We start from the raw sequence: 16,364 nt of genomic DNA on the forward strand, positions 1-16,364 counted from the left end.
GCCTCGGCTGCCCTGATTATTGATATGCGCTCGATAGTGGCGCAATTGATGGCGGCTTAGTCACCCCGATAGGCCTGCTCACCTTGCCGCCCCGCTACGGCTCCATCACCCGGGTCAGATAGGGGTTGGGCTTCTGGATCTCCTCCTCCACCCAATGCAGCAACTGCTTGATGGCCCGCGACAACACCTGATTCTGGCGCACCACGTAGCCCAGACTGGTACCGGGAAAGTCGCTCAGGCTGGTAACCGGCGCGGTGAGGTTGAGGCGCGGATGCAGGGAGAAGTCCGGCACGATGGCGACACCAAAGCCCGCCTCGGCCCAATCGAGCTGGGCGTCCACGCTGCCCACCTCCATGATGCGGCAAGGGGGTAACGCCAACAGCGGCAGAGATGGGTCGATCAGCGCCCGGGTGCGGGTGTCGTGACCGAGCAGGATCAGGGTCGGCTCATCGAGGGGATCGCTCTCCCCCGCCACCGCCCGCGCCTGCCAACGGGCAAGGCCATGACCCAGCGCGCACCAAGTCACCTGTTGCAGCTCGGTGTAGAAGAGCGGCTCGCTGCGCTTTTGCGCCATGACAAAACCCAGATCCGCCTTGCCCGCCTTGACCAGCTCGGCAGCCTGATCCGAAGTGGTGTTGAACAAAGTAAGGTCGATGCCGGGGAACTCCCGCTTGAAGCGCTGGAACGGCTGGATCAGCAGCAGGCGGGAGATGATGTCGCTGGCGGCGATGGCCAGCGTCCCCTGGCTGAGCTGGTTGAGGGCATTGAGATCGGACTGGCAGAGCTGCAACTCGGCAATGGTGCGCTCGGCGCTTTGCAGCAGCCGCTCCCCCGCCTGAGTCAGGCGAAACGGGCTGCGCTCGATCAGCCGCACCCGGGTCGCCTGCTCCAGCCGTTTGATATGCAGGCTGACATTGGGCTGAGTCATGTGCAGTTCGGTGGCGGTCTGACCAAAATGTTGCAATCGGGCCAGGGTGACAAAGGTTTGCAGCCAGTGAATATCCAGCATAAGAGTCCCTCAACCCGCGAGGTGCGGGGCTTGCCAGGCAAAATCGGGCGGCTTGCCGCTTAATTGGCCATAATTATATGGTTCTCTTATCGGAATTATAAAGATAATTAATTTTTCTAATCCGCATCAGGCTCCTAGGATGGACGCCTAACGTCTTAGGAGAAAGAGTCATGTCGTCTATCGTAGTCGTAGGTGCTAACTGGGGTGATGAAGGCAAAGGCCGCATCGTGGATTATCTGGCAGGTCAAGCTGGCGCCAGCATTCGCTTCCAGGGCGGCAACAACGCTGGCCACACCGTGGTCAACGACCTTGGCACCTTCAAGCTGCACCAGGTTCCGAGTGGCGTATTCAACCCGGATTGCCTGGTTGTCCTCGGCCCGGGCATGGTGATCAGCCCCGAGAAACTGACCGTCGAGCTCGACGAAGTCAAAGCCTCCGGCGTGACTCCGAAGCTGGCCATCTCTGACCGCGCAACCCTCTGCCTGCCGCTGCACGCACTGGAAGATACCCTGGAAGAGCAACGTCTGGGTGACGGCGCCTATGGCTCCACCCGTCAGGGCATCGCTCCTGCCTACGGCGATCGCGTGATGAAGAAAGCGATCCTGGTCGGCTGGCTGAAACAGCCGGACGTACTGGTCGAGCGCATCCAGTTCATGCTGGACTGGAAACTGCCGCAGATGAAGGCTATCTACCCCTCCTTCGAATTCACCCAGACTGCCCAGGAGATGGCCGACTGGCTGCTGGAAGTCTCTGCACCCTGGATCGACGCCGTGTGCAACGTCAGCATGCCGCTCAAAGCGCTGCAGGCCGAAGGCAAGACCCTGCTGTTCGAAGCCCAGCTGGGCGCTGGCCGTGACCTGATCTACGGCGAATACCCCTGGGTGACCTCCTCCCACGTATCTGGCGCCTACGCCGGTATCGGTGGCGGTCTGCCGGGTCTGCGTCCGGAGCGCGTCATCGCTGTGGCCAAGGCATTCAGCTCCTCTGTCGGTACCGGCACCCTGCTGACCGCCATGGAGAACCAGGACGAGTTCCGCAAGATCACCAACGAGTTCGGCGCAACCACTGGCCGTCCCCGTGATGTCGGTTACTTCGACGCCGTCGCCACCAAGAACGGTGTCGAGCTGCAAGCCGCCACCGAAGTGGCACTGACCAAGCTGGACTGCCTGACCGGCCTGCCGGACCTGAAGATCTGCGTGGCCTACGAAGGTGCCCACACCGAGAACCCGATTTGGCCGCAAACCGCTGCCCTGAAGCCGGTTTACGAGCAGATGGAAAGCTGGAGCGAAGACATCACCGGCTGCCGCACCTTTGAAGAGCTGCCGCGCGCTGCCCAGCAGTACGTGCTGCGTATCGAAGAGCTGCTCGGCGTACCGGTTCCGATGGTTTCCGTCGGCCCGGGCCGTGACGAGATGATCCTGCGCTAAGCCGCATTTCTCATCGTCAAACAAAAAACCGGCATCCCTGATGCCGGTTTTTTTATGGCTGCCGTTTACCTTCTTGCCATAAAACCACTCAAAGGCTCAATTAACTCACCAATCGACCTCACATTGAGCCGTTCTGCAATAACATTCTACCCTGCCCTCGTTAAAGTGAACCCGTTACCACACGAGGAGTCACCCGATGAAATTGCTCAAACAGAGTGCCCTGTTGCCACTGCTCTGCCTGACGGCCATGCCAGCCTTTGCCATGACCCTGAAGAGCACGGACATTCACGAAGGCCAGTTGATGGCCAAACAGTTCAGCTTCAACGGCTTTGGCTGCAGCGGCGACAACCACTCGCCCCAACTTAGCTGGCAGGATCTGCCGGCAGGCACCAAGAGTGTTGCCATCACCGCCTATGACCCCGATGCCCCTACCGACAGCGGTTGGTGGCACTGGTTGGTGGTGAACCTGCCTGCCACCCAGAGCGAGCTGGCCAGCAATGCCTCCGGCAAGCTCAAGCAGGGATTGGAGATCCGCACCGACTTTGGCAGCCAGGGTTACGGCGGCCCCTGCCCGCCCGCTGGTCACGGCATGCACCGCTATCAGTTCACCGCCTGGGCCCTGCCCCATGATCTCGAGGTGAAGGCTGATACCCCGCCCGCTATGGTAGGCTACATGCTCAACAGCATGGCGCTCGGCAAAGCCACTCTGACCGCCACCTTCGTCACCCCCTAGGAGCCAACCGGATGAGCACTTCCCTGCTGCAACAGAGCCACTATCTCGGGATCCGCCAGCAGCCCCTGCACCGGGTGCTCATCTACGCCCCGACCCTTATCTGGGTCACCCAGGGGAGCAAGCAACTGTGGTGGCGCGAGCGACGTCTGTCGTTTGACAGGGAGCGGTGGCTGCTGATCCCGGCAGGCCACCAGCTCACCTTCGTCAATCAGCCGGAGCAGGGCAAGTTTCGCTCCCACGCCATCACGCTGCTGACCCCACCACCGCCGGAGTGGCTGGCCGAGTCAGCCCCTTCCCACGCCGACCTGGAGGAACCCGCCGTCAAGATCACCCCCGAGCTCGCCTTCTGCTTTGAGCTCATCAGCACCATGGCCGAACGGGGACTGAGCGAAGCAACCCAGGCCGAACTGCTGCGCGGTTTCTATGCCGAGCTACGGGCCGCCAACGCCCTCGGGTTGCTCTTTCCCGCCAGCACCATGACCCTCGCAGAGCGGCTGGCACGCTACCTGGCGGTGGAACCCGGCATCGACCACACCCTGGAGGCAGTGGCCCCCCACTTCTCCATGAGCCGCGCCTCCATGGTGCGCAAGCTGGCCGCCGAAGGTCGCAGCTTTCGCCAGTTGCTGGCTCAGGTGCGCATGAGCCACGCCCTCAACCTGTTGCAACAGGGCTTGACCCCGCTGGAGGTTGCCCTCGCCTGCGGTTATGACTCCCCCAGCCGCTTTGCCACCCGCTTCAAACAGGAATTCGGCCTGACGCCCCACCAATACCTGCACACCTGTCCTGCCAGATTGGCGAGCAACGAAAAGTAAAACATTACTTAAAGACCATTCTATGTAACCTGATGTAACCCGGTGATCCCGCTCACATTGCCGCCTCTTCAGAGTGTGATCTCGCGCCAACGCTCCCTTTCCCCTTGCCATACAATGGCTACCGAACACCTTTTCACTAAAAATAAGCGTAAAAAATCTTCCTTTTAACCTACATAAACGGAATTGGAGCGAGCAATGTTTCGTAAAACTTTACTCTCGGTAGCCCTCGGCACCGCCCTGTTCGGACTGACTGCCTGCAACGATAACCAGACAGAGAGCAACACAGTCGCCAAACCGGAGCAGGCCATCCAGTACAAGGATGTGATCGACCGTCGGGGAACACCGACCCAATTCCGCGACTTTGACAGCTACTCCAACCTCAAATACAACCCGCTGCTCGATCTGGGGGCCTGGCACGGTTTCCTGCTGCCTGCCAGCGACAAGGAGTGGGGGGGCTTTACCGGCCCCATGGTCATCTCCGAGGAGTACAGCCTCTTCTTTGCCAGCGAGCTGGACAAGCTCACCCTAAGCGATGCGAGCGGCCGCCCGTTCCCGCTCACCAGCGCCCGCAAGCAGGAGGTGTACGCCATTCCCGGTGCGCTGGTGCAACACTTCGAGTTCGAGCCCTTCACGCTGGAGCTGGAGCTGCGTTATGGCGATGCCCGCACAGCTCTTATCCGCACCCGACTCATCAATCAGACCGATGCACCGCTCACCCTCAACCTCAACTGGCAGGGCGAGTTGCTCAATCAATGGGATGCCAAGGATACGATTGCCAGCAAATATCCAGGCTGGACTCGCACCATCAGCGAGAGCGACAAAGGAATCGAATTCCAGTTCGGCAAACTGCGCAGCACCTGGAACATCATGCAGAGCGGCAGCGCCCGCTATCGCATCGACCGCACCCTGCCAAGTCGCACCACCCTCGACCAGAAGACACTGGGCTACCAAAGCGACGCCAGCATTACCCTGGCAGCCAAGGGGAGCGAGGATATCTACACCCTGCAGAGCTATCTCCATTCCGCAGATGACGCCAGCCGCCATCAGCAGAGCCGTCAGGCCCTGCTGGCCAACCCGGCCAGCTATTTTGCCGACTCCATCCGCCGCTGGGAGGGCTACCTTGCCAAGGGTCTCTCCAATCAGGGGATCCCCGAGTCGGAGCGTCGCATCGCCGTCAAGGCGATGGAGACCCTCAACGGCAACTGGCGCTCCCCAGCTGGCGCCATCCTCCACGACGGGGTGACCCCCTCCAATACCGCCCGCTGGTTCGACGGCGTCTGGGCCTGGGACAGCTGGAAGCACGCCTATGCCATGGCACACTTCAACCCGGAGGTCGCCAAGAACAACGTGCGCGCCATGTATGACTATCAGGTACATCCGGATGATCCGGTACGACCGCAGGATGCGGGCATGGTGATCGACGCCGTCTTCTACAACAAGCTGGCGGATCGCGGTGGCGATGGCGGCAACTGGAACGAGCGCGATACCAAGCCGCCCCTCTCCGCCTGGGCCATCTGGGAAATCTATAGCGCCACCAAGGACAAGGCCTTTATCGCCGAGATGTATCCCAAGCTGCAGGCCTACCACGACTGGTGGTACCGCGCGCGGGACAACAACCGCAACGGCATCATCGAATATGGCGCCACCAAGCATGTGGAGCACAACGACGAGTACGGCAATATCACCTTCAAGGTGCAGTACTCCAACGGTATTCCCGCCGGGCTGGATCTCTCAAGCTGTACCAGTGAGGGGGATGGCTGGTATGCCTGCGCCGGAATGCCGCTCTATCAACAGGTGTTGAACGTGGGCGGTTACAGCGACATGGATATCGGTGCCCAGCACGGCGCCGGTTGGGAGTCCGGCATGGACAACGCCGCCCGCTTCGGCTTTATCGAACCGGGCCAGCTGCAACGCTATGCCGACAAGACTTATGGCGGAGATTTGGCCAAGGCACGTCAGGACTGGAACGTCGCCTTCTTTGAAAACCATCAGGACAATGGCGATTTGATCGGTTTCTCCATCGATCAGGAGTCGGTGGAGCTCAACGCCTTCCTCGCCAAGGAGAAACGCATTCTGGCCGACATGGCCGACCTGCTTGGCAAGCCGAACGACGCGAGCCGCTACCGCGATGGTGCGATCCAGCTGGCTGGTTACATCAACAGCTGCATGTTCGATGAGGCATCAGGCTTCTATTACGATCGTCAGATTGCTCAGGGGGATGTTGCTGACGGCAACGGCTGCGTCGGAAAATTGCTGACCGCCCGCGGCCGTGGCCCGGAAGGGTGGAGCCCGCTCTGGGCAGAAGTCGCCGACAAGGAGAAAGCGGCACGGGTGCGCGAGGTGATGCTCAACGCCCAGGAGTTCAACACAAAGATCCCGCTGGGCACAGCCGCGCTGACCAACCCGGCCTACGACCCCAATATCTACTGGCGCGGCCGGGTATGGCTCGATCAGTTCTACTTCGGGGTGAAGGGGCTCGAAAACTACGGCTATCGCAGCGATGCCGAGGCACTGGTCAACAAGCTGTTCAACAATGCCGAAGGACTGGCGGGCAGCGGCCCCATCCGCGAAAACTACAATCCGGAGACCGGCGCCATGCAGGGGGCCAGCAACTTCAGCTGGAGCTCGGCCCACCTCTATATGCTCTATCGCAACTTCCTCAAGCCACAGGAATAAGCCTCGAGAGAGGATGCCCCCCTTCGGCTTGATGCATCAGGTGGCCTTGTAGAGTGTTGCCATACTGATTGAGCAAACTGAGCACTCGGGAAATATTGCTCAGGCGCTTGCTGCACCCCCGCAAAAAATGGTGATAGCGGGGGAATAAAAAACAACCCGGCACGAATACCGGGTTGTTTTTTTATCAGAGAGACGAACTCAGCTCTGGCCTTGCAGCGCCTGCTGCAACTCCTCTTCGCTCCAGATGGTAATGCCAAGCTCCTGTGCCTTGGCCAGCTTGGAACCGGCCGCTTCCCCCGCGACCAGCACATCGGTCTTGGCAGATACAGAGCCCGCCACCTTGGCCCCCAGCGCCTGCAATGCCGCCTTGGCGTCGTTGCGCGACAAGGTGGTCAGGGTGCCGGTCAGCACGAAGGTCTTGCCGGCAAAGGGTTGCTCCGCGGCCTCTTTCTTCTCGATGGCCGGCCAGTGGATGCCGGCAGCCAGCAAGGCTTCCAGCACCTCCACGTTGTGGGGCTGACGCAGGAAGTAGTAGACATGCTTGGCCACCACATCACCCACATCGGCCACTTCGAGCAGTTGCTCCACCGAGGCCGCGCGCAGGGCATCCAGGGTGAGGAAGTGGTTGGCAAGGTTGAGCGCAGTCGCCTCCCCCACTTCACGGATCCCCAGGGCAAACAGGAAGCGCGGCAGGGTGGTACTGCGCGCAGCATCGATAGCAGCCACCAGATTGAGGGCCGATTTTTGCCCCATCCGCTCAAGACCGGCCAGCTGGATGGCATTGAGGCTGAAGAGATCGGCGGGGGTCTTCACCAGCCCCTTGTCCACCAGCTGCTCGACAATCTTGTCGCCAAGGCCGTCCACATCCATGGCGCGACGGGCGGCGAAGTGCTTGATCGCCTCCTTGCGCTGCGCCTCGCAGAACAGGCCACCGGAGCAGCGGGCAACCGCTTCCCCTTCCAGCCGCTCCACTGCCGAACCACACACCGGGCACTCGGTCGGGAAGAGAATTTCACGCGCATCAACAGGGCGCTGTGCCTCCACCACTGCCACGATCTGCGGGATCACGTCCCCTGCCCGGCGCACGATCACGGTATCGCCGACCATCACGCCAAGGCGCTCGATCTCGTCGGCATTGTGCAAAGTGGCATTGGAGACGGTGACGCCGCCAACAAACACCGGTTTAAGCTTGGCCACCGGCGTCACGGCGCCGGTGCGACCAACCTGAAACTCGACGTTCTCAAGCTCTGTCATCTCCTCCTGCGCCGGGAACTTGTGGGCGGTCGCCCAGCGCGGGGCGCGGGCCACAAAGCCCAACTCCTCTTGCAGGGGGATGGCATCCACCTTGTAGACCACGCCGTCGATCTCGTAAGGGAGCTCGCCACGGCGGGCCAGAATGTCGTCGTGGAACGCCTGACAACCGGCGGCCCCCTCTTTGAGCTTCACCTCGGGACTAAGCGGCAGCCCCCACGCTTTGAGCTGGTTGAGACGACCGAAGTGAGAGTCACCGAGTTGCTCGCCGCCGACACCGACGCCGTAGGCATAGAAACTCAAACGGCGGTTAGCGGTAATACGCGAATCGAGCTGGCGCAAACTGCCAGCCGCAGCATTACGTGGGTTAACAAAAACTTTTTCACCAGCAGCAGAAGCTCGTTCGTTCAGATCAACAAAGTCCTTCTTCCTCATGAAGGCTTCGCCACGAACCTCTAAACGTAACGGCCAACCTTTACCTTGAAGAGCCAAGGGAACAGACCGAATAGTTCTAACGTTATCAGTAATATTTTCCCCAACTCGTCCATCCCCGCGAGTTGCGGCTTGAACTAATATTCCATTCTCATAAAGCAGGCTAACTGCAAGTCCATCCAACTTTGGCTCACAACAAAACTTCAAAGAGTCAGTAGATTTTAAGCGTCCTTCAATCCGATGAACAAAATCATCAAGGTCTTCATTATTAAAGACATTATCCAAACTGAGCATGGGAACTTCATGGGTCACTTGCCGAAACTCAGGCAAAGGGGTACTTCCAACTCGTTGGCTTGGTGAAGACGGGGTTCGTAGCGAAGGCTGCTGCTTCTCGATATCAAGCAGCTCGCGCATCAGGCGATCGTATTCGGCATCCGGCACTGTGGGGTTATCCAGCACATAGTACTGGTGACCATATTCGGTAAGCAGTTCACACAATTGACGGTGGCGGGAGAGGGTGTCGCTCATGAAAAAGTCTCGAAGTGTGATTGAACATACGGCCGGGGTAGAAACAAAAATGCGGTACCAGGGTACCGCACTTTTTCTTCACTCGACCCGCATGGCGTATTAGTCGCGACTGGCCTCGTAGGCAGCCAGCTCGTGACGGTAACGGGCAATGGTCTCGTCGCTCAGCGGGCTGCGATCCATATCTGTCAGCATGGCATCGAGATCGCTGGCCAGCTGATCGGCAGCCTGCAGCATGTCCTCGAAGGCAAACGCGGCATTGCTGCGCAGCGGCAGTTGCATGAACAGGGAGACACCCGGCGTGGTGAACTGTTCCATCCGGTACGGATTGAAGGTACCCGGCTTGACCATGTTGATCATGGAGAAGAGCACTTCACCCTTGCCGTTGGGATCTTCGTGACGGTGGAAAATATCCATCTCGCCAAACTTGAAGCCCAGCGCCATCAGGGATGAGAGCAGGGTTGCACCTTGCAAGTCGTGACCCGGACGGCCCATCAGGTTGATGACATAGACATCCTGCCAGATTTTCTCGACCGGCTGGGGGGCCATGCGCGGCTCTTCAACCACAGGTGCAGGTGCCACATAGGCCGGCTCTTCATACACAGGCTCGGGAGCCACATTACGGGGCTGCGGCTGATATTCCGGCTCGGGAGCACGCACCGGTTCGGCACGAACGGTGTCAGCGGTACGGACTGTCTCTGCACGGGCACCAAAAGTCGGGGCGGTCGCGTAAGCGGGCTCGACCAGCGGCTCGTCATCCAGCGACTGCATCATGGGCTCGCGCTGGGGACGGGAACGGTAGACCGGGGTACGACGATTGACCTGAGCAGGTTTGCGCACCGGCGCGGCAGGCGCCTCGTCGATCTCCTCGGGCAGCGGTTCGTCGAGCCCTTCCTCCTCTTCATAGACAGGAGGCGGCGGAACCGGGCGGGCAGCAGGCTTGCGCACTACGGGCGGCGGCAGATCGTCCTCGTCATCTTCATCATCAAAGGCGGGGACGGCAGGGCGACGACCGAGTTCCGGCTGGCGGCTCTCTTCACTGCGCAGCTTGGGCTCGGCACGACGGCCACCACTGACCACGCGTACCTGGCCGATGCCATCGCTGTCGAAGGCATCGTTATCACGATCCCGCGACTTGGAGTCCATCCGTCCAATCGGTTTCTCTTTGATCGGTGCCTGACGATTCTTTTTGTTGCTCCACAACCCGTGAATGAGCAATGCCGCAATAGCAATACCGCCCAGGGCAACCAAGATGTAACGCAATTCCTGCATTAGCTGCTTCTCTTTCTAGTTTTGCTCAGCCAAAGCGACGGCTTCACCGATATCGACCGACACAATGCGAGAAACCCCGGGCTCTTGCATCGTGACGCCAACCAGCTGCTCAGCCATCTCCATGGAGACCTTATTATGACTGATGTAAACGAACTGTACTGTGCTCGACATCTCTTTGACAAGAGAACAGAAGCGACCGACGTTCACTTCATCGAGCGGTGCATCCACCTCATCCAGCAGACAAAAAGGTGCTGGGTTGAGTCTGAAGATGGCAAAAACCAGCGCAAGCGCGGTTAACGCCTTCTCCCCCCCGGAAAGCAGGGCAATGGTAGCATTCTTCTTACCCGGAGGTCTCGCCATGATGCTCACTCCGGCCTCCAAAAGATCATCGGAGGTGAGCTCAAGCCAGGCACTGCCCCCACCGAACACTTTTGGAAACAGGGATTTTAAATCTTCGTTGACCTTATCGAAAGTGTCCCGGAACCGTATTTGTGTCTCTTTATCAATTCTTTTAATGGCTTGGCTCAAGGTTTCCAGCGCTTGCTCGAGATCCTGACACTGATTTTCGAGGTAGGTTGCCCGGGTTTTCGCCTCTTCGTACTCCTCCAGTGCCGCCAGGTTGATGGCGCCGAGCGCCTCCACTTGCGCCTCCAGCGTCTGGATCTCCTGCCGCAGCTTGCTGCGATCAGCAGCGATCAACACCGCCTGATCGAGATCTACCAGTCGAACCCCCAACTCTTCGAACTGCTCGTGCAGCCCCTGTCGACGGGTGAGGTTACGTTCGCGCTCAAGGCGCAGGGTTGCCAGCTTCTCCTGCAACGTCACTAGCTGCTTGTGATCGGCACTTCTGGCCTGCTCCAGCTCACCGAGCTGGCGCTCCAGCTCCGCAAGCCGTTGATGGCAGGCGAGCTGCTGCGCCTCCAGATTGCGCTGCTCGGCCAGCAGGGGCGCCAGATCCGGCACTGCCTCGCTATCCGGCCCTTTCAGCCCGGCCAGCTCCAGCCCGAGCCTCGCTAGCTCCTCTTCACCCAGGGTAATGAGTTGGCGCAGATTGCCCAGCTCCAGTTGCAAACGCTGGCAGGCCGCTTGCTGCTGCTCGCGGCGCACACGGGCCTCGTCAACCGCCCGCTCGCAGCGGGTCAGCTGATCCTGAGCGACCTGCACCCCTTGCGTCAGCGGCTCCCCCTGCTCTTGCAACTCGGCAAGGCGTGCCTCATCGAGTTCCAGTTGTTCACGGGCGCTGGCCAGTCGCTCTGCCTCTTCGGCCTGCACCTGATCGAGCCGACTCAGCTCTTCGCCAAGCTGACCGAGCCGCAGCAACCGCTCCTGCCGCTGACCCTGTTGCAGGCTCCAGGCTTCGCGCAGTTGTTGCCATTTCTGCTCTTGCTCGCGCAAGGTTCGCTGCGACAACTCCTGCGCACAGGCAAGCTGGGCGCGCCGGGCATCGGCAGCCACAAGTTGCTCGCTCAGCTGTGCCAGCCCCGCGGCAACCCTCTCCTGCTCGGTATGCAACCGCTCACGCTCCCCCAGCAGTGCCATGGTGCCGAGCGCCGCGCCCTGCCCCAGATCTGCCCAGTTTGGCCCCAGCCAGTCGCCAGCAGGAGTCAGTACCGACTCACCGGCCGCCAGACTTGGCTGGCGGGCCAATGCGGCCTCCCGGCTCTCGACCAGCCAGATGGCATTGAGGAAGGCGGGAATGTGCTCGCCGCCCAGTTGCGCCGCCAGCGTACCGGCAACCGCCGGTTGCGCCGGGCCAATCCAGAGCCCCTCTTGCATCAGATCGCACTCGTCCGCCGGCGTTGCGGTGAGCCAGCGACCCAGCACCTTGTCGAGCACCTGTGCCCACTCGGGGGCAACCTGCAGTCGATCCGCCAGGGTCGCCCCCTCCATCTGCTCGCCGAGGATCTGATCCAGCGTCGCCAGCCGCGCCTCCAACTCCCGTTGCAGGCTCAACTGCTGGCCATGCTGCTGCTTGAGTTGTTCATGGGCGTCGACCGCCTGCGCCAGCTGCTCGGTCAGCTCACCATTGGCCGCCCGCGTCAGCTCCAGCTCACCACTCAGGGCATCGAGGGCCGGTTGCAGGTCATCGGCCTCTGCGCCGAGGGGACCCGCGCGTTCATCTTCCAGCTTGAGGCGCGCCAGCCGGGTCTTGGCTTGCAGTTCCTGCAGGCCACCCAACCGGGTACGGGTCTGATTGAGCTGCCCCTGCAACCCGGCCAACTGTTGCTGCCACTGCAGCTGGCGCAGGCGGGCCTGCTCCAGCCCCTCGCTAGCCTGCTGGCGGGCCTCCTGCTGCTCGGTGAGCAACTGCTCACACTGCTCCAGCCGGGCGCTCTCCTGCTCGGCGCGCAACACCCCTTCGGTCAGTTGATCCTGCTGGCTGGCAAGCTGAGCCTTGCGGGTGGCGATCCGCTCGCCCAGCGCCTCTGCACGGGCCTGCCAGTCGCGCCCCAGTTCACTCTGGTGCAGTTGCTGCTGTTCGAGACGGGCGATGGCCTGCCCGCCGAGAAAAATCTGTTGCTGACGGCTCGCCTGCTCGGCTTGCGCCTCTTGTCTGGCGACCGACAGGGTGACGTGGCGCCCCTCATCTGCGGTGCGCTTGGCATCGAGCGCCGCCAGCGCCTGCTCGGCCTGTGCCAGCTCTGTTTTAGCCTCGCCAAGACGCGTCTCCAGCGCCCACAACTCGGAGCCAATCAGCTCGGCGCGAGCGGCGCGCGAACGACTCTTGAGCTGTTTGTAGCGCTCGGCCGTTTCGGCCTGGGCTTTGAGGTGGTCAAGGCGCGAACCCAGCTCGCCGCGAATATCGCCGAGGCGCTCCAGATTCTCCTGAGTGTGGCGAATGCGCTGTTCGGTCTCGCGGCGCCGCTCCTTGTAGCGGGAAACCCCGGCGGCCTCTTCCATAAAGAGCTTGAGATCGGCCGGACGTGACTCCACCAGTCGGCTGACAGTGCCCTGCTCGATGATGGCGTAGCTGCGGGGGCCAAGACCGGTGCCGAGGAAGAGGTCGGTCACATCCTTGCGGCGGCACTTCTGGCCGTTGATCTGATAGTGGTTGGAGCCGTCGCGCAGCACTTCGCGGCGCACCGAAATCTCGGTAAAGCGGCCGAACTCACCGGGCACCCGGTTGTGGGGATTGTCGAACACCAGCTCGACCGAGGCGCGCCCGTGCGCACTGCGATTGATGGAGCCGTTGAAGATGACATCGGTCATGTTCTCGCCGCGCAGATGGCGGGCGGAGCTCTCCCCCAGCACCCAGCGCACCGCGTCGATGACGTTGGATTTGCCACAGCCGTTGGGGCCCACCACGGCGGTCATGTCTGCCGACAGTTCGATGCGGGTCGGCTCGACGAACGACTTGAAGCCGGCGAGTTTGATCAGTTTCAGACGCATGGCGACCTGTATCAGTGGCTAAATAAAGAGGATGCGGGCAGGTGACTTTACCAAATCCAGACCCGGCTTTGTTTGTAATATGCAGGCATCATCCCCATTCAATGCCCGATTTTCAGTCGCCATGGCACGAAATAAGGAATAGTCGGCGACTTTACCAAATCAAAGGCTTGTTTGTAATATGCTGGCAGTTCTCCCATGCATAGATGGAGCTCACATGAGCCAATCACCCCATATGGTCAAAGATTCAATCAGCGGTGCAGACTATTTCCTGCGCGGGTTTTCCCTTATTCGCCAACCGGGCATCCGCACCTTTGTGCTGATCCCCCTGCTGGTCAACTTCGTGCTGTTTGCCGGGGCCTTCTATGCCCTGCTGCTGCAACTGGACGGCCTGTTCGCATGGCTCCATCAGCAGATCCCCGCCTGGCTCGACTGGCTGGACTACCTGCTCTGGCCCATCGCCCTCATCACCATACTGGTGGTCTTCTCCTTTATCTTCAGCTCGGTTGCCAACTGGGTAGCAGCCCCCTTCAACGGCCTACTGGCGGAGAAGGTGGAGCAGATCCTCACCGGCCAGCCCGCCAATGACAGCGGCATGCTGGATATCGTCAAGGATGTGCCACGTACCTTCGGCCGCGAATGGACCAAGCTGAAGTATTACCTGCCCAAGGCTATCGGTTGCCTGATCCTGTTTCTGATCCCGGTGGTGGGCCAGACCCTGGCGCCTGTGCTCTGGTTCCTGTTCAGCGCCTGGATGATGGCGATCCAGTATGTGGATTATCCGTTCGACAACCACAAGATCGACTTTATCACCATGCGTGACGCCTTGAAGCAACGCCGCGGAAAATGCCTGAGCTTTGGCGCTTTGGTGACCCTCTTCTCCGCCATTCCGGTGGTGAACCTCTTCGTGATGCCAGTCGCCATCTGTGGTGCCACCGCCATGTGGGTCGATCACTACCGGCAGGAGCAGTTGGGGCGCTAACCCTTGAACATTGATTAGAAAAAGGCGCCCGAAACGGTGCCTTTTTCGCATTTAGCATGAATTAAATTAATGCATGCATTCGATAGCTTGTCCCATATGACACGAGTTGGTAGGATTCTGGCCTTTCTCGTTCCCTGGGATATCTCATGTTACATGCACTCTTCTTGGTTGGCTTGGTGGCCGAAGGGATGACCGGCGCGCTGGCCGCGGGTCGGCGACGGATGGATCTGTTTGGTGTGGTGATCATCGCCTCGGCGACGGCCATCGGTGGTGGCACCATTCGCGATGTGCTGCTCGGCCACTATCCGCTGCTCTGGATTGAACATCCGGAATACGTGCTGCTGGTTGCCGCAGCTGCGATGGTGGGTGTGGTCTCCGCCCCCCTGATGCGCTACCTCGGCAAGCTGTTCATGGCCCTCGATGCCCTGGGACTGGTGGTCTTCTCCATCTTCGGTGCGGCCCGTGCGCTGGATATGGGCCACGGCGCCGGTATTGCCTGCATCATGGCGGTGGTGACCGGGGTCTTTGGCGGGGTGCTGCGGGATCTGCTCTGCCAGCGGATTCCGCTGGTGTTTCGTCGCGAGCTCTATGCAGCCATTTCGCTGATCACCGCAGCGCTTTACTGTCTGGCGCTGGATCAGGGCTTGCCGACCAACTGGGCCGCGTTCGGTTCCATCGGGATCGGCTTTGTACTGCGGCTGCTGGCAGTTCGCTTCAAGTGGGGTCTGCCCACCTTCAACTACCAGTACGCGACCCACTGAGTACGCCAGCTTCTGGCGAGGCGGGTTGGATTGCGAGCAACAAAAAAGCGCCCGAGCGGCGCTTTTTTCATGGACGGTCTGCGACTCAGTTAATCCCTTCCGAGCTGAAGAAGGTCGCCTTGTCGGCGATAAAGCGGATCTTGATGTTCTTCCCTTCCCCGCCCCAGAGGCAGCTGGTAGTGCCCAAGGCATCATCACAACGCTCCGCCTTGCCCAGAATGGTGCTGGCCTCGGCGTAACTCATCCCCATCTTCAACTGGTCGTAATTTTCACGGTTGAGCTTGCTGCAACCGGTCAACAACAGGGCGATCAGGCCGCCAATCACTATCTTTTTCATCGCTATCTCCTCTCTGGTGGGAAGAGCTTGGCAGTTTGCCAACCCCTTTACCAGCTGCGCACCGGGCCGGTATCGAGGTGAACGAAGTTGTCACGGGGATAGTAACCAACCCCACCCACCTTGAGCTGGAGCGCCGCCTTGCGCAGATGGGCTAGCTGTACGCCGGGGATCCGCACATCCACCGCCTGCCCCAGGGTGTGGTAGCTGTGCTTGGCCACGCCGCGGCTCTTGTGGCGCTTCTGACGATTGGTTGCCGGGGCGCGATAGCCGGAGATCAGCTGGATTTCGCTGCGCCGACCCAGCTTGTGCTGCAACAGGAACAGCTGATCAAACAGCTTCTTGTCGATGTTGAACACTTCATTGCGCCGGTAATCGCGGAAGATGTGGTTGAGCTCGGCCAACCCGTCGCTCAGATAGTGACCATTTTCCCAATAGCTGGCGCGCACCCGCTCGCCGGTATTGAGATTGAAGAAACTGAGTTCACGCCCGGTGGTACTGCGGCTGGCCAGTGCAGGGAAGGAGATCAGCGAGCTGCCCAGCAGGCAACCGGCTCCCAGCAACAGGCGACGTCGACTTATCTCTTGTTCCAGCATAAGGGGTTCGTCCATCGCAGATTCAAGCGAAAAAAATAGTTGAATAAGATCACTGATTGAATGTGATACAGGCGCTTGAAACTACCCTCCAGCGGGGGGCCCTGTCAAACCTCAATCGCCCATAGAAAAGCCCGGCACAGGCCGGGCTTTTCACTCTGTGGCAGGGA

12 protein-coding genes are annotated in these 16,364 nt (G+C 60.4%); 6 read left to right on the plus strand and 6 right to left on the minus strand.

All coding sequences use genetic code 11. From position 1 onward, the window contains the following. Window positions 1-94 precede the first annotated feature (94 nt). Entirely contained in the window at window positions 95-1,009 is a 915-nt protein-coding gene (locus G5179_RS05400; protein ID WP_005347793.1) for a LysR family transcriptional regulator, read from the minus strand. Window positions 1,010-1,179: 170 nt separating this feature from the next. Here G5179_RS05400 and G5179_RS05405 point away from each other — a divergent pair, with 170 nt between their 5' ends. From G5179_RS05405 to ygjK, 4 genes are all read left to right on the plus strand, one after another. Then, on the plus strand, window positions 1,180-2,436 hold the full coding sequence (locus G5179_RS05405) for an adenylosuccinate synthetase (protein WP_005353870.1): 1,257 nt from the start codon (window positions 1,180-1,182) through the stop codon (window positions 2,434-2,436). Window positions 2,437-2,632: 196 nt separating this feature from the next. Continuing rightward, complete coding sequence (locus tag G5179_RS05410) at window positions 2,633-3,169, plus strand: YbhB/YbcL family Raf kinase inhibitor-like protein (protein ID WP_421258012.1); 537 nt, start codon at window positions 2,633-2,635, stop codon at window positions 3,167-3,169. An 11-nt stretch (window positions 3,170-3,180) separates the two neighbouring features. Further along, complete coding sequence (locus G5179_RS05415) at window positions 3,181-3,981, plus strand: helix-turn-helix transcriptional regulator (protein WP_421258013.1); 801 nt, start codon at window positions 3,181-3,183, stop codon at window positions 3,979-3,981. 195 nt (window positions 3,982-4,176) lie between these two features. Further along, complete coding sequence (gene ygjK / locus G5179_RS05420; protein ID WP_421258014.1) at window positions 4,177-6,657, plus strand: alpha-glucosidase; 2,481 nt, start codon at window positions 4,177-4,179, stop codon at window positions 6,655-6,657. 198 nt (window positions 6,658-6,855) lie between these two features. On the opposite strand, the gene ligA is transcribed toward ygjK, so the two are convergent. From ligA to G5179_RS05435, 3 genes are all read right to left on the minus strand, one after another. Continuing rightward, on the minus strand, window positions 6,856-8,868 hold the full coding sequence (gene ligA, locus G5179_RS05425) for an NAD-dependent DNA ligase LigA (RefSeq protein ID WP_421258015.1): 2,013 nt from the start codon (window positions 8,866-8,868) through the stop codon (window positions 6,856-6,858). A 99-nt stretch (window positions 8,869-8,967) separates the two neighbouring features. Continuing rightward, a complete protein-coding gene (zipA, locus tag G5179_RS05430) occupies window positions 8,968-10,137 on the minus strand; it encodes a cell division protein ZipA (protein WP_421258016.1) in 1,170 nt (389 codons plus the stop codon). 15 nt (window positions 10,138-10,152) lie between these two features. After that, window positions 10,153-13,527 (minus strand): AAA family ATPase, encoded by a 3,375-nt coding sequence (locus tag G5179_RS05435; protein WP_421258017.1) that lies wholly within the window; start codon window positions 13,525-13,527, stop codon window positions 10,153-10,155. A 214-nt stretch (window positions 13,528-13,741) separates the two neighbouring features. Here G5179_RS05435 and cysZ point away from each other — a divergent pair, with 214 nt between their 5' ends. Next, window positions 13,742-14,506, plus strand: coding sequence for a sulfate transporter CysZ (gene cysZ / locus G5179_RS05440; RefSeq protein WP_005338455.1), 765 nt, complete (start codon window positions 13,742-13,744; stop codon window positions 14,504-14,506). 146 nt (window positions 14,507-14,652) lie between these two features. Beyond that, entirely contained in the window at window positions 14,653-15,267 is a 615-nt protein-coding gene (locus tag G5179_RS05445; RefSeq protein WP_421258018.1) for a trimeric intracellular cation channel family protein, read from the plus strand. An 85-nt stretch (window positions 15,268-15,352) separates the two neighbouring features. Here the strand turns inward: G5179_RS05445 and G5179_RS05450 are convergent, their stop codons facing one another. Together G5179_RS05450 and G5179_RS05455 are read right to left on the minus strand one after the other, a co-directional pair. Further along, entirely contained in the window at window positions 15,353-15,604 is a 252-nt protein-coding gene (locus tag G5179_RS05450; protein WP_005338457.1) for a lipoprotein, read from the minus strand. Window positions 15,605-15,651: 47 nt separating this feature from the next. Beyond that, window positions 15,652-16,197 (minus strand): DUF882 domain-containing protein, encoded by a 546-nt coding sequence (locus G5179_RS05455; protein WP_005338458.1) that lies wholly within the window; start codon window positions 16,195-16,197, stop codon window positions 15,652-15,654. Window positions 16,198-16,364: the final 167 nt, after the last annotated feature.

The sequence above is a fragment of the Aeromonas sp. 600886 genome (assembly GCF_049174935.1).
In the GTDB taxonomy this organism is placed as follows: domain Bacteria; phylum Pseudomonadota; class Gammaproteobacteria; order Enterobacterales; family Aeromonadaceae; genus Aeromonas; species Aeromonas veronii_A.